Source organism: Flavobacterium endophyticum (assembly GCF_003634455.1).
Classification (GTDB): domain Bacteria; phylum Bacteroidota; class Bacteroidia; order Flavobacteriales; family Flavobacteriaceae; genus Flavobacterium; species Flavobacterium endophyticum.
The window spans coordinates 759,947-772,364 of record NZ_RBLC01000001.1; the positions used below are offsets into that span (position 1 = coordinate 759,947).

Sequence of the window (12,418 nt, forward strand, 5' to 3'; positions counted from 1 at the left end):
AAAATATGAATGCAGCATTTGAAAGCAACCCTTTGATTGATAGACTTCCTGAACATTTAAAGCAATTTATTAAACCACAGGATTATGCAGACTATACGCCTATAAACCAAGCGGTTTGGCGCTATGTGATGCGCAAAAATGTAGATTACCTTTCAAAAGTAGCACACCATTCGTATCTCGACGGACTGAAAAAAACAGGCCTAGAGATTGAAAATATCCCTAACATGTACGGAATGAACCGCATCCTAAAAGAAATAGGATGGGCTGCCGTTGCAGTCGACGGATTTATTCCCCCGAATGCTTTTATGGAGTTCCAAGCCTATAATGTCTTGGTAATCGCTTCAGACATCCGACAGTTAGAACACATCGAATATACTCCCGCTCCAGACATTATCCACGAAGGAGCCGGCCACGCCCCTATTATTGCCAATCCGGAATATGCTGAATATTTAAGACGTTTTGGTGAAATCGGCTGCAAGGCGATTTCCTCTTCTAGAGATTATGAAATGTATGAAGCCATTCGTCTCCTTTCTATCTTGAAAGAAGCCGAAGGAACACCTCAAAATGAAATCGACGCTATCGAGAAAAAAGTAGACGACCTGCAAAATGACATGGGCGAATTATCCGAAATGGCTCTTATCCGAAACTTGCATTGGTGGACTGTGGAATATGGCCTGATTGGCGATATTGACAATCCTAAAATCTACGGTGCCGGATTGCTTTCTTCTATCGGAGAAAGTGCTTGGTGCATGACCGATAACGTAAAGAAAATACCTTACGATATCAATGCAGCTTACCAAAGTTTCGACATTACGAAACCGCAGCCGCAACTATTCGTCACCCCTGATTTTGCACAATTAAGTTTGGTCTTGGAAGAATTTGCCAATAAAATGGCACTCCGAACCGGAGGTCTTTCAGGCGTCCAAAAACTCATCCAGTCAAAAGCATTGGGCACGATCGAATTGAGCACGGGAATTCAGATTTCTGGTGTTTTTACGAATGTAATCGAAAGCGACGGCAAGCCTGTCTATGTACAAACTACGGGAAAAACTGCGCTATCTTACAGAGAAAAAGAATTAGTAGGCCATTCGACATCGTATCATACTGAAGGTTTCGGCAGTCCTATAGGAAAACTGAAAGGAATCAACCTGGCGATAGAAGACATGAGTCCTAGAGACCTGCAGGCTTACGGCATTTACGAAGGCGAGCGCGTTTCGTTAGAATTCCAAGGCGATATTACCGTTACAGGAGAAATTATTACCGGAACCCGAAACATTCAAGGAAAAATCATCCTGATCAGCTTTAAAAACTGTACAGTAACCCACAATGATACCGTATTGTTCCAGCCAGAATGGGGCATCTATGACATGGCAGTAGGCAAAAAAGTAATTTCTGCTTTTTCCGGCCCGGCCGATGTCAGAAGTTTTGACCTCATCAGCCATGTGCCTTCAAGCCATACCATAAAAGCTAAAAAAAGTACAGAAAGAGAAGAACTCGAAAGCCTCTACCTGAACATTCGAAACATACGCGAAGGAAAAACCTCCTTCATGACTATCGAGAAAACATTTGAAACCCTAAAAGAAAACCACCCCAAAGACTGGCTTTTAGCTGTTGAAATTGCTGAACTTTTAGACAAAAATCACCAGACCGATTTCTTGCAGAAAGTCATCATCTATCTGGAAAAACAAAAACAAAACCGTCCAGAAGTAGCACACCTGATTTCAGGAGGACTCGAACTGATTTTTGAAAACGAAAGCGTTTAAAAAGAAATAACAAAAGAACAAGAATCGATTGGCTAAAGCAACACTTTGTCAATCGATTCTTCATTTATAGTCTTTCCGTCATATCGCAAGGTCCAGCCCATTGAATTGGTCGTAATCAGAATCTTCGAAAGCTCGCTAATCAAGCGATTTTGAGCATTCGTTTTTAAAGTCGATTTTTCAATCTTTTTCGCCAGATTAGCCTTCACCGATTTGCTGATTTTATTATAATCATCGCCCGTAAACGGATTCATTCGGCTCTGATTCACATCATAAAACTTGATATCCGGATTAATCTTGATCTCTTCCTTTGGAATATACGTAATCGTAATCGTCTTATCCTTCTCATCAATATCATATTTCATCTGGCGCAGGTCGTACGCCACCGTAACTTCAGCATTAACGATAACCAACGCCTTTTTCTCAAAAGAAATCAAGTCCATCAAATACTTGTCCTGATCTTTATACGTCAGCACTTCGGCAAAATGCCCTTCTGTCACGACCAATTTGCCAACATTTACGATACGTTCCTGAATCAGATTCGTATCATATTCTATCGTAGCGCTATCCCCTTTCTTGAATTCGCAAAAGCGAAAAGCCAAAATAATAACTACCACAATTCCCACAAAAATGAGGATTCTTCGCATCGCTTTTTTTTATAAAGTTAGAAAAATAAAATCAAGAAGCTAAAAAGAAACAAACATATCGTCCCAAAAAAGAAGTTAAAACCGAATAAAAGGAAACTGATATTGCACCGCCTGTATGCTGTTCTGCAAACCTTCCAGAAACTTCCGGTGCTGTTCAGAATCGGGATGAAAAGAACGATGCGCCAATCCCCTCTGAATCCTTTCCACTTCCTGCATCATTGAAAAAGCCGATTCTGCTACCCACGTTTCCGCAAATCGCTTCCAAATATAATCAATAGCAGTCGCGCTCGGATGAATCATGTCCTCCGCATAAAAACGATAATCGCGAAGCTCGTCCATCATGATTTCATAACTCGGGAAATAATATGCGATTTCAGGTTGCTGCGTTCTGACTTGATGGACAGCCGAAATCAAATTTGCTTTGCTCCACTGGTTTTCCACAAAACCATCCTTGATATGGCGGACCGGAGAAATCGTAAAGATTATTTTTACCTCCGGATTGATAGAAGAAACAGATTTGATCATTTCCTCAAGTCCCTGCGTAATCTCTTCTACTGAAAGAAGTATCTTTTTAAACTCCTTTTGAGGCACTTTGTGGCAATTGGCAACCAATTGTCCGTTTTCGACCCTGCGGTATACCCAAGAAGTCCCGAGCGTAATTATTAAATGCGAACAGCCCACTATAGCCTCATGAAGAAGCTTCACGTTCGAATTGAGCAGTTCTAGAAATTCGTCTTTAGAAGCCCGACTCAAATCAGAATGAACGTCAAAACAATGCCATCTTTCGTTGTGGAAGAAAACAGCACTTTCGGTAAACTGCTCCTGCAAGACAGCCTTCTGGATCATCTTATTCAACGCTAGAGGATGAAACAAGATGCCAAACGGATTAACTGCATTCTGGAATTTAAAATAATCTAGCTTTTCAGCCATATTCACCGCAAAACATGAACCCAAAGAAACCATCTTAGAATGATAATCTATCGGATGATTGCTTTTTAATATCGGAATTGGAGTAGTGAAATGCATGGGTTGAAAAATTTTAACTCAAAGATACGAAGTTGAAAAATGTAATGACTAAAAAAAATCCCCAGCTACTAAAGCTAGGGATTATAATGATTCTGATGCAGAAGCCTATTGCAATACCGGCACATAACGTCGAGGCGCTTCTCCTGCCAGCACTTTAGCTATCTGGTCTGATATGGCTCCATCAATCAAGCGATCCAGCCAGAAGAACTCTCCAGCCGAATTGATTTCCAGAAAATAATGCTCATTCTCCGGAGTAACGATAATATCTACCGCTCCGTAATTGATCTGATAGATATCCATCATCTTTAATAATTTTTCCTGTACCGATTCCGGCAGCTCATAAGGCTCCCATTGATCTAGCAGTTCTACACCTTCCCTGCGCCAGTCTACTTTGGCATTCTCCAGTTTTTGAGAATCCACGACAAACGAAAAAACAGCGTCACCTACAATCGTAATGCGCAATTCCTTCTGTTTCTCGAGCTTCTCCTGAAACTGCATCGGGCAATACTGCAAGCTATCTATCGAATCCAGATTATCTTCCGTGATAACATTCGTAAAAACCACATGTTCTACTCCTTCCTTATCGATAGCAAAAGAACTTTGCATTTTCGTAATCGCGCCCTTAGGATGCGAGCGAACAAACCTTTTCGCCTCTTCTGGATTATTTGTAATGCACGTTTCCGGAATTTTCAATCCCAAAAAAGAAGCAATTTTCATCTGCTCCTCTTTGCTGTCCAGCCTTCGGTATTGGCTGAATTTGCCAATCTGAAAACAATTCATGCTTTCCAGCATGCCAAAAAGCGTAGCCCTCACCTCTCCGTGCACAGAAGCCAAATATTCTCCTTCAAGCACGCTGCCGAGGCCGCTGCCCAAATTATGGCTCCTTCTGTACCATACTGCTGCAATATCATGCAGCGATTCCCTTTCTCCGTTATAATCAAGATAGACCTTCCATTGGCCGTCTTCATAACAGCTTGACAAGCCGTAATACAGCGGATATTGGTCTACATTAAAACGTATTCCCCTTGCATTGTATTTTTTTAGCTGTTCAGAAACAGTCGCTATAGATTCGTTATCGTTGCTATGTGTAATGATTAATATTTTCTTCATAATTTGATTCAGGGGAAAAATTTAAATAAATATAAGCCCTATTTCTTATCAGGACAATTTTGAAACTAATTTTTCAGCGATAGTCTCGCCAATAGGATACCCAAGATCCCTTTGCAGCATGCCCCACTCGCCTTGAGGATTCACTTCTAAAAAAACATAACGCCCATCCTGATGACGGATCATGTCGATAGCCCCAAAAAAGAGACCCAGCTCGCGCATCATTTTCGTGAGCGAAGCCGCAATCCCATCAGGCAATACATACGGTTCCCATCCCAAATAAATATCAGTCGCAATGCGCCAGTCCGTCTTGCCCCGTTCCGATTGGCCCGCGTTGATTTTTCCGGCAAAAAACGCACCATCCACATACACAATCCGAAGCTCGTATGCTTTAGGAATCATCTCCTGAAAAATCATCGGACAATAAATCAAGGTAGCAAGATCATCCAAATTAGATTCTTTAATCAGCGTAGTAGGAAAAAAAGGCGTATCGCCCAACATGCTGCGGGACAAAGCACCATGCAGCTTGCCGATCATCTGGCTGTTGCATTCTTCATAAAAAAAAGCCTTCACCTTTTTCTGGTCGTTCGTAAAAAGACTTTTGGGCACCTCAATACCATTACGAGCCGCTACCGACAATTGTTCGAATTTATTGTTGCTGACTTCATGATCGCGCGCCATCGGATTAAACCAAGGCACTTCTTTCAAAGACTCAAAAAAGATATTCCGCATCGTAAAATACTCTTGGAAATAAATCTCTTTAAAATCATCGTCAAGCTCTTCAGGAATCTCTGCCGTCCATAATTTGCGATACCAAACCGCTTCAATATCGGCAACGGCAATACTTTGCTCCCCTATTTGTATATGGACATTGCTTTTGGCAGTGTCAAGCGAATAGTCAAAAGATAATTTAGAAGAAAAAAGGTCTGTATTCATTCTATACGCCTCTTTCCCTAACTCTTTCAGCCTTTTCATTACTATATCTATCGTATAGTGATCATTGCTGTGTGTAAGACAAAGTATCATCAAAAAATCTGGAATTATTAAATAAAAAAAAAGCCCAAGACATTCAAATCCCGGAGCTTAAAAAAAGAAGCAACAGCATTCCTTATCAAGAACACTGTTGCTATCAATGCATTTTAAGACTTAACTCCATCCTCATCATTATCCGATGGATACTTCATCGTCTGATAAAGATCTTTGATTCTGCTAGTGATGATTTGGCCTGGACCATCTTCACCATCAGATGGAAATTTTAAAGTTACGGCGTCAGTACCACCGTTAATTTTTTCTAGCTCCTTCTCAGGCACTTGGCTTTCCAAGAAATTAGCAAAGAAAGGCTTCTTTAATTTTTTTTCATTTTCCATAGTAATACTAATTTGGGATTAATAATATGTTTATTTTTCAGTCCTAAGATAAAAAAAATTACACTACAAAAACTACCTGAATACAGGTAAATTAAAAATTTAACATATTTATTGACAATTAGTTAGTAGCACACAAGTAAGAAATAGCCCACAATCCCTTTATTTAGTCAACTCCCATAAAATTCTTCTGTTGTAAAAAATAATTACAACCTACGGAAATTATTTTTCCTCTTGAGGAAACCTTTTTGCTCCCTTTCCAAACTAATTTGCCGCTTTCCGAAATCAACTATCCTCCATCCGAAATTCCTTTGCCACTTTCCAAAGCTCATTTTACGCCTTCCGAAACTAGTTTTCAACTTACGGAAATTGCTTTGTCGTATTCCGAAGCCTATTTTTCGCCTTTCGAAACTAGTTTTACCCTTACGGAAATTACTTTGTCGCTTTCCGAAGCTTATTTTCCGCCTTCCGAAACTAGTTTTACCCTTACGGAAATTACTTTGTCGCTTTCCGAAGCTCATTTTCCGCCTTCCGAAACTAGTTTTACCCTTACGGAAATTACTTTGTCGCTTTCCGAAGCCTATTTTCCGCCTTCCGAAACTTCCAAAATCAAAAATCTTCCCTCCTAAATCCCCCCCTGTCCTATTTTGCCCCCAACATTGTCTAATATGCAACCTTTCGGTTTACTTAATTGCAGCTACATTTGTCATAACAAAAACAAAATCAATCATTAAAAAAAGTAAGCAATGGAAAATCCAAAACAACCTATTACAGTAGCTGCAACCGTAAAAGCACCGATTCAAAAAGTATGGCAAAGCTTTACGGCACCAGAACATTCCGTAAACTGGAGCTTTGCCTCAGACGACTGGCATGCGCCAGAAGCCGAAAATGATTTAAGAACCGGCGGAAAGTTCAGAACCAAGATGGCCGCAAAAGACGGCAGTATGAGCTTCGATTTTGTAGGAGTGTACACCAATGTAGAAAACCACAAAAAAATCGAATACAAGCTAGGAGACGGCCGTTTCGTAAGCATTTCCTTTGAAGACCTCGGAGACAGCGTAACCGTAACCGAGACTTTCGATCCAGAAAACACGCATCCTGTCGAATTTCAAAAAGCAGGCTGGCAAGCTATCATGGACAATTTCAAAAAATATACAGAAACATTATAACCTTACTAATCAAAAAATAAAGACATGGCAAAAGAATTTTGGGTCAATCTTCCCGTAAAAGAGATAAGCAAGTCAAGAGCATTTTTCAAAGCAATTGGCTTTACAGAGAACGCGCAGTTTAGTGAAAATCCTACTATGGCCTCCTTTTTTTTAGGAGACAAGAACGTAGTCGTTAACTTCTTTCCTGAAGACCTTTTTAAGAGCTTTAGCAATACTGAAATTGCAGACACAACAAAAGGCACCGAAGCCCTCTTTTCTATCGATGCACAGTCTCCTGCCGAAGTAGACGAAGTCGCAAATAAAGCAGTAGCAGCCGGAGCAAAATTATACGCAAACCCAGGCGAGAAAGACGGCTGGATGTACGGCTGCGGTTTCAGCGACCTCGACGGCCACCGCTGGAACGTACTCTATATGGATTTTAGCAAAATGCCAAAACAATAAACCTATTACCAATAAAAAAGCCACAACGTAACTGTTGTGGCTTTTTTTATATTCAGACGAACTTCTATTTCACAAAATCTTTCGCTTTCTCTAAAGCCTCTGGAATACCTCCAGCGTTCTTTCCTCCCGCAGTCGCAAAGAAAGGCTGTCCGCCCCCGCCGCCTTGGATATATTTGCCCAACTCCCGTACGACCTGTCCAGCGTTCAAGTTCTTTTCGGCTACCAGCTCTTTCGAGATATAGCATGTCAGCATTGGTTTTCCTTCCTCTGCCGTAGCCAGTACCAAGAAAAGGTTGTTTCCAAGAGTTCCCAATTCATAAGCCAGATCTTTAGCCCCTTCCGGATTCAGATCGACCTGTTTTGCTAAGAATTTAATACCATTGATTTCCTCTATTTCTGAAGCCAATTCCCCTTTCAGGTTTTTCGCTTTTTCTTTCAATAAAGCTTCAAGCTGTTTTTTCAGCCTAGCATTCTCTTCCTGCAACGAAACCACTGCCTTGATAGAATCCTGCGGATTTTTCAATGCCTCTTTTATCTCTTTCAGCGTATTTTCCTGCGAAGCAAAAAATTCTTTTACGCCTTCATTCGTAATCGCTTCGATACGGCGTATTCCTGCCGCAACAGCACCTTCGCTCACGATCTTGAAGTACCAGATGTCTGCCGTGTTTTTCACGTGGATACCGCCGCAAAGCTCCATGCTTTCTCCGAATTTTATCGCTCTTACGTTATCGCCATACTTCTCTCCAAACAAAGCCATAGCGCCTTCTTCCACAGCTTGTTTAAACGGAATGCTTCTTCTTTCAATCAGCGGCAATTGTTCTTGGATTCGTGCATTGACAAAATCCTCCACTTCCTTTAATTCCTCATCCGTCACTTTAGCAAAATGCGAAAAGTCAAAACGAAGATGGTTTGGCGCCACCAAAGAACCTTTTTGTTCTACATGCGTTCCTAACACATGTCGCAAAGCTTGGTGCAATAAGTGAGTAGCCGAGTGATTGCTCGCCGATTCGCTTCGTAATTTTGTATTGACCAGCGCCATGAATTTCCCTTCTGGATTCTCCGGAAGTTCTTTTGCAAAGTGCAAGATCAGGTTATTTTCTTTTTTCGTATCGATGATTTCGATTGCCTGATTAGGCGTAAACAATGTTCCTTTATCGCCAACCTGACCTCCGCCTTCTGGATAAAAAGGTGTAGCATCTAAAACAATCTGGTAAAGCTTACCGTCTTTTTTAGAATCTACTTTTCTATATCTCGTAATTTTGACTTCCTTTTCCACTTCGTCATATCCTACGAAAGTTTCCGTATTTCCATCTACCAAAATCGTCCAGTCGTCTGTAGAAGTTTCTGATGCAGCGCGCGAACGATCTTTCTGCTTTTGCAATTCGGCATCGAACTCTTTTTCGTTATACGACATTCCTTTCTCTTTCAAGATCAAGGCTGTCAAGTCTTTCGGGAAACCAAACGTATCATACAATTCAAATGCCTTAGCACCTGAAACCTCTTGTACTTTAGTTTCTTTCACTACGTTTTCAAGCAACTGTAATCCCTGGTCTAACGTTCTCAAGAAAGAGTTCTCTTCTTCTTTGATGACATTCGTAACCAAATTCTGCTGTGTCTTGATTTCCGGAAAGAATTCGCCCATCTGGTTGGCTAAAACAGCCACCAATTTATAAATGAACGGCTCTTTCGTATTCAAGAAAGTAAATCCGTAACGGATAGCACGACGCAAAATTCTTCGGATGACATAACCCGCCCCGGTATTCGAAGGTAACTGTCCGTCAGCAATTGCAAAAGCAACGGCACGAACGTGATCTACAATAACGCGGATTGCAATATTCGTCTTGTTTTGCTCTTCGCTTATATCCTTAACTTCGTTGGAAGTATACTTGTAACCTGTAATTTTCTCAACTTCTTCAATCAATGGTGTAAAGACATCCGTATCATAATTAGACGTTACGCCTTGCAAAGCCATACACAAGCGCTCAAATCCCATACCCGTATCCACGTGCTGCGCTGGCAATTTCTCAAGAGAACCATCCGCTTTACGGTTGAATTCCATAAAAACGTTATTCCAGATCTCCACTACTTGCGGGTGATCGTTATTGACCAAGCTTTTTCCTGAAACCTGTGCTTTCTCTGCCTCGCTTCGCAAATCCACATGAATTTCTGAACACGGACCACAAGGACCTTGCTCACCCATTTCCCAAAAGTTGTCTTTCTTATTTCCAAGAATGATGCGGTCTTCATCAATCAATGTTTTCCAGATGTCCCAGGCCTCTTGGTCAAATGGCACGTTCTCGGCAGGATTACCTTCAAAAACAGAAACGTACAAATTCTCTTTCGGAATTTTATAAACTTCTGTCAGCAATTGCCAAGCCCAGTTGATGGCTTCTTTTTTGAAATAATCGCCAAAGCTCCAGTTCCCCAACATTTCGAACATCGTATGGTGGTAGGTATCAAAACCAACATCCTCCAAATCATTGTGTTTTCCAGAAACACGAAGACATTTTTGGGTATCCGCAATTCTTTTGCTTTTCGGAACGGCATTCCCCAAAAAGTATTCCTTGAACTGGGCCATCCCAGAATTGTTAAACATCAAGGTCGGGTCGTCTTTGAGCACGATTGGCGCAGAAGGCACGATCAAATGGCCGCGTTCTTCGAAAAATTGTAAAAATTGCTTTCTGATATCCTGTGATTTCATCTGAAATTGGGTTTTATGATCTTTAAGTTAGGATTCAACGCTTTAGGAAGCCATCGTACCCTTCACTATTTTAAAATTGCTTTTCTAAAAAATAAATAAGGCGAACCAATGAAACATTTATTAAATTTGTTCGTCTAACATTGTAACTGTTTGTAATTTATTCTACGTACAACTGGTTATAAAGTTATAACTTTAGTTATACAAAAAGTGCAAAAGTAGCATATTTTAAAATATGAAGAAGGTAAAATATTATTACGATACCGAAAATTTAGCCTACCGAAAAATCAAGCCGAAGAAAGGACAAAAACTAGGCGTAATTGCCTTATTTTTATTAGCTTCCGGATTGTTTGGGTTCTTGTGTTTCGTAATCTTGATTAATACCCCGTTCTTTGAAACGCCTAAAGACCGATTGCAAGCGCGCGAAATCGAAAACATGAAAATCAACTACGCCATCCTGAACAAAAAGATGGATCAGATTGACGAGGTTTTAGAAAATGTTGCCGAACGCGATAACAATTTATACCGTGTCTATTTCAACTCTTCGCCTATTCCTGAAGAACAGCGAAAAGCAGGCTTTGGCGGTGTCAATCGCTATAAAGCTCTTGAAGGATATGACAATTCCGAACTCGTTGTCAGTACGACAAAACGCGTCGATGTCATATCAAAAGAATTAGTAATCCAGTCCAAATCTTTAGATGAAATCTTGAAATTAGCGAAAGAAAAAGAAAAATTATTATCTGCAATTCCAGCCATACAGCCTGTCAAGAATGAACAGCTAAAGCAGATGGCTTCTGGGTTTGGATATAGAAGCGACCCGTTTACGAAAATTAGGAAGTTTCATGCCGGGATGGATTTTTCGGCTAAAACAGGAACTCCGATTTATGCTACAGGAGATGGCGTTGTGGAACGTGCTGATAACACCGCGTCAGGTTATGGAAACCATATCGTAATTCGGCACGGATTTGGATATGAAACTTTATACGGACATTTGAGCAAATACAAAGTAAGGGCCGGACAGCATGTGAAACGAGGCGACATCATCGGATATGTAGGAAGCACCGGACGTTCCGAAGCGCCACACTTGCATTATGAAGTCCATAAAAACGGAGAAGTCGTAAACCCTTTGAATTTTTATTACGGAAATATTTCGGCGGCAGAATTTGCAGCCATATCAAAATTAGCGAACCAAGAAAACCAATCTTTAGATTAATGCATTTAGACTTATCGCCAGACAAAAGATATTACAGCATTGGAGAATTAGCCAAGGCATTTGACGTGAACGCTTCGCTTATCCGCTTTTGGGACAAAGAATTCGACATCCTTAAACCCAAAAAAAATGCAAAAGGAAACCGTATGTTTACGCCCGAAGACGTAAAAAACCTCCAGCTGATTTATCACTTGGTTAAAGAACGCGGCTTTACGCTCGACGGTGCCAAAACGCATTTAAAAGAAGGCCAGAAAAAGACATTGGACAAGTTTGAGATTATCAGCAAATTGGAATCGATAAAAATGCAGCTGACCAACATTAAAAACGAATTATAGCGTTACGCTTTAGTAAATAGAAAACAAATCAATAAATAAATAAACTCTAAAAACAAAAACAAATGAGAAAATGGCTAATACCTGTAGGAATTATTATTGTAATAATAGTAATTATTGGATTCTGGGTTGTCGGAATTAAAAATACGGCATTGAAACACAATCAGGCTGTTTCAAAAGAATGGGGAAATGTAGAAACTACCTACCAAAGAAGAAATGACCTTATTGGCAACTTAGTAAATACCGTAAAAGGAGCTGCTGATTTTGAAAAAGGAACTTTGACGGCTGTTGTTGAAGCTCGTGCAAAAGCAACTTCTATAACTATTGACCCAAGCAACGTTACTCCTGAGCAAATGGCACAATTCCAACAAGCTCAGTCTAATGTTTCTTCAAGTCTTTCTAGATTGTTGGTTTCTGTTGAGGCATATCCGCAATTGAAAGCAAACGAAAATTTCTTGAAATTACAAGATGAATTGGCTAGCACAGAAAACCAAATCCTGACTGCTAGAACTCGCTTCAATGAGCAAGTTCAGATTTACAACGGTTATGTTCTTAGCTTCCCAAACAGCATGTTCCTAGGTGGTTCATACCCTGAAAAACCATATTTTAAATCAGTTGAAGGCGCTGAAAAACCTGTAGAAGTAAAATTCTAAAAACAAAAACT

The 12,418-nt window shown here is 40.4% G+C and carries 13 protein-coding genes; 7 read left to right on the plus strand and 6 right to left on the minus strand.

Translation table 11 applies throughout. From position 1 onward, the window contains the following. Positions 1-5 precede the first annotated feature (5 nt). Complete coding sequence (locus CLV94_RS03675) at positions 6-1,763, plus strand: aromatic amino acid hydroxylase (protein ID WP_121375086.1); 1,758 nt, start codon at positions 6-8, stop codon at positions 1,761-1,763. 32 nt (positions 1,764-1,795) lie between these two features. On the opposite strand, the gene CLV94_RS03680 is transcribed toward CLV94_RS03675, so the two are convergent. The 5 genes from CLV94_RS03680 to CLV94_RS03700 all read right to left on the minus strand — a co-directional run bounded on the left by CLV94_RS03680 (position 1,796) and on the right by CLV94_RS03700 (position 5,907). Further along, the gene (locus tag CLV94_RS03680) at positions 1,796-2,407 is read right to left on the minus strand and encodes a DUF4230 domain-containing protein (protein WP_121375087.1); all 612 of its coding nucleotides are present in this window, start codon (positions 2,405-2,407) and stop codon (positions 1,796-1,798) included. 75 nt (positions 2,408-2,482) lie between these two features. Beyond that, a complete protein-coding gene (locus CLV94_RS03685) occupies positions 2,483-3,433 on the minus strand; it encodes a GSCFA domain-containing protein (RefSeq protein ID WP_121375088.1) in 951 nt (316 codons plus the stop codon). Between the two features lie 105 nt (positions 3,434-3,538). Further along, positions 3,539-4,543 (minus strand): MvdC/MvdD family ATP grasp protein, encoded by a 1,005-nt coding sequence (locus CLV94_RS03690; protein WP_121375089.1) that lies wholly within the window; start codon positions 4,541-4,543, stop codon positions 3,539-3,541. Between the two features lie 48 nt (positions 4,544-4,591). Further along, entirely contained in the window at positions 4,592-5,566 is a 975-nt protein-coding gene (locus CLV94_RS03695; RefSeq protein ID WP_121375090.1) for an MvdC/MvdD family ATP grasp protein, read from the minus strand. A 113-nt stretch (positions 5,567-5,679) separates the two neighbouring features. Next, positions 5,680-5,907: a microviridin/marinostatin family tricyclic proteinase inhibitor gene (locus CLV94_RS03700; RefSeq protein ID WP_121375091.1), complete on the minus strand. Its 228-nt coding sequence runs from the start codon at positions 5,905-5,907 to the stop codon at positions 5,680-5,682. 266 nt (positions 5,908-6,173) lie between these two features. On the opposite strand from CLV94_RS03700, the gene CLV94_RS03705 reads away from it, so the two are divergent. The 3 genes from CLV94_RS03705 (at position 6,174) to CLV94_RS03715 (ending at position 7,514) form a co-directional block, all read left to right on the plus strand. Beyond that, the gene (locus CLV94_RS03705) at positions 6,174-6,533 is read left to right on the plus strand and encodes a hypothetical protein (protein ID WP_121375092.1); all 360 of its coding nucleotides are present in this window, start codon (positions 6,174-6,176) and stop codon (positions 6,531-6,533) included. A gap of 117 nt (positions 6,534-6,650) precedes the next feature. Next, positions 6,651-7,073: an SRPBCC family protein gene (locus CLV94_RS03710; protein ID WP_121375093.1), complete on the plus strand. Its 423-nt coding sequence runs from the start codon at positions 6,651-6,653 to the stop codon at positions 7,071-7,073. A gap of 24 nt (positions 7,074-7,097) precedes the next feature. Beyond that, a complete protein-coding gene (locus CLV94_RS03715) occupies positions 7,098-7,514 on the plus strand; it encodes a VOC family protein (RefSeq protein WP_121375094.1) in 417 nt (138 codons plus the stop codon). Positions 7,515-7,578: 64 nt separating this feature from the next. Here the strand turns inward: CLV94_RS03715 and alaS are convergent, their stop codons facing one another. Then, the gene (alaS, locus tag CLV94_RS03720) at positions 7,579-10,215 is read right to left on the minus strand and encodes an alanine--tRNA ligase (RefSeq protein ID WP_121375095.1); all 2,637 of its coding nucleotides are present in this window, start codon (positions 10,213-10,215) and stop codon (positions 7,579-7,581) included. A 232-nt stretch (positions 10,216-10,447) separates the two neighbouring features. Here alaS and CLV94_RS03725 point away from each other — a divergent pair, with 232 nt between their 5' ends. The 3 genes from CLV94_RS03725 (at position 10,448) to CLV94_RS03735 (ending at position 12,407) form a co-directional block, all read left to right on the plus strand. Then, positions 10,448-11,425, plus strand: coding sequence for a M23 family metallopeptidase (locus tag CLV94_RS03725; protein ID WP_121375096.1), 978 nt, complete (start codon positions 10,448-10,450; stop codon positions 11,423-11,425). Further along, entirely contained in the window at positions 11,425-11,757 is a 333-nt protein-coding gene (locus CLV94_RS03730) for a MerR family transcriptional regulator (protein ID WP_121375097.1), read from the plus strand. The genes CLV94_RS03725 and CLV94_RS03730 overlap by 1 nt, the downstream gene beginning before the upstream one ends. A gap of 62 nt (positions 11,758-11,819) precedes the next feature. After that, the gene (locus tag CLV94_RS03735) at positions 11,820-12,407 is read left to right on the plus strand and encodes a LemA family protein (RefSeq protein ID WP_121375098.1); all 588 of its coding nucleotides are present in this window, start codon (positions 11,820-11,822) and stop codon (positions 12,405-12,407) included. The last annotated feature ends 11 nt before the right edge of the window (positions 12,408-12,418 follow it).

Excerpts from the sequence above, each read along its gene's own strand:
- CLV94_RS03710 (WP_121375093.1), top strand. The coding sequence starts at position 6,651 with ATGGAAAATCCAAAACAACCTATTACAGTAGCTGCAACCGTAAAAGCA.
- CLV94_RS03735 (WP_121375098.1), top strand. The coding sequence starts at position 11,820 with ATGAGAAAATGGCTAATACCTGTAGGAATTATTATTGTAATAATAGTA.
- CLV94_RS03700 (WP_121375091.1), bottom strand. The coding sequence starts at position 5,907 with ATGGAAAATGAAAAAAAATTAAAGAAGCCTTTCTTTGCTAATTTCTTG.
- CLV94_RS03690 (WP_121375089.1), bottom strand. The coding sequence starts at position 4,543 with ATGAAGAAAATATTAATCATTACACATAGCAACGATAACGAATCTATA.
- CLV94_RS03715 (WP_121375094.1), top strand. The coding sequence starts at position 7,098 with ATGGCAAAAGAATTTTGGGTCAATCTTCCCGTAAAAGAGATAAGCAAG.
- CLV94_RS03695 (WP_121375090.1), bottom strand. The coding sequence starts at position 5,566 with ATGATACTTTGTCTTACACACAGCAATGATCACTATACGATAGATATA.
- CLV94_RS03675 (WP_121375086.1), top strand. The coding sequence starts at position 6 with ATGAATGCAGCATTTGAAAGCAACCCTTTGATTGATAGACTTCCTGAA.
- alaS (WP_121375095.1), bottom strand. The coding sequence starts at position 10,215 with ATGAAATCACAGGATATCAGAAAGCAATTTTTACAATTTTTCGAAGAA.
- CLV94_RS03680 (WP_121375087.1), bottom strand. The coding sequence starts at position 2,407 with ATGCGAAGAATCCTCATTTTTGTGGGAATTGTGGTAGTTATTATTTTG.
- CLV94_RS03685 (WP_121375088.1), bottom strand. The coding sequence starts at position 3,433 with ATGCATTTCACTACTCCAATTCCGATATTAAAAAGCAATCATCCGATA.
- CLV94_RS03730 (WP_121375097.1), top strand. The coding sequence starts at position 11,425 with ATGCATTTAGACTTATCGCCAGACAAAAGATATTACAGCATTGGAGAA.
- CLV94_RS03725 (WP_121375096.1), top strand. The coding sequence starts at position 10,448 with ATGAAGAAGGTAAAATATTATTACGATACCGAAAATTTAGCCTACCGA.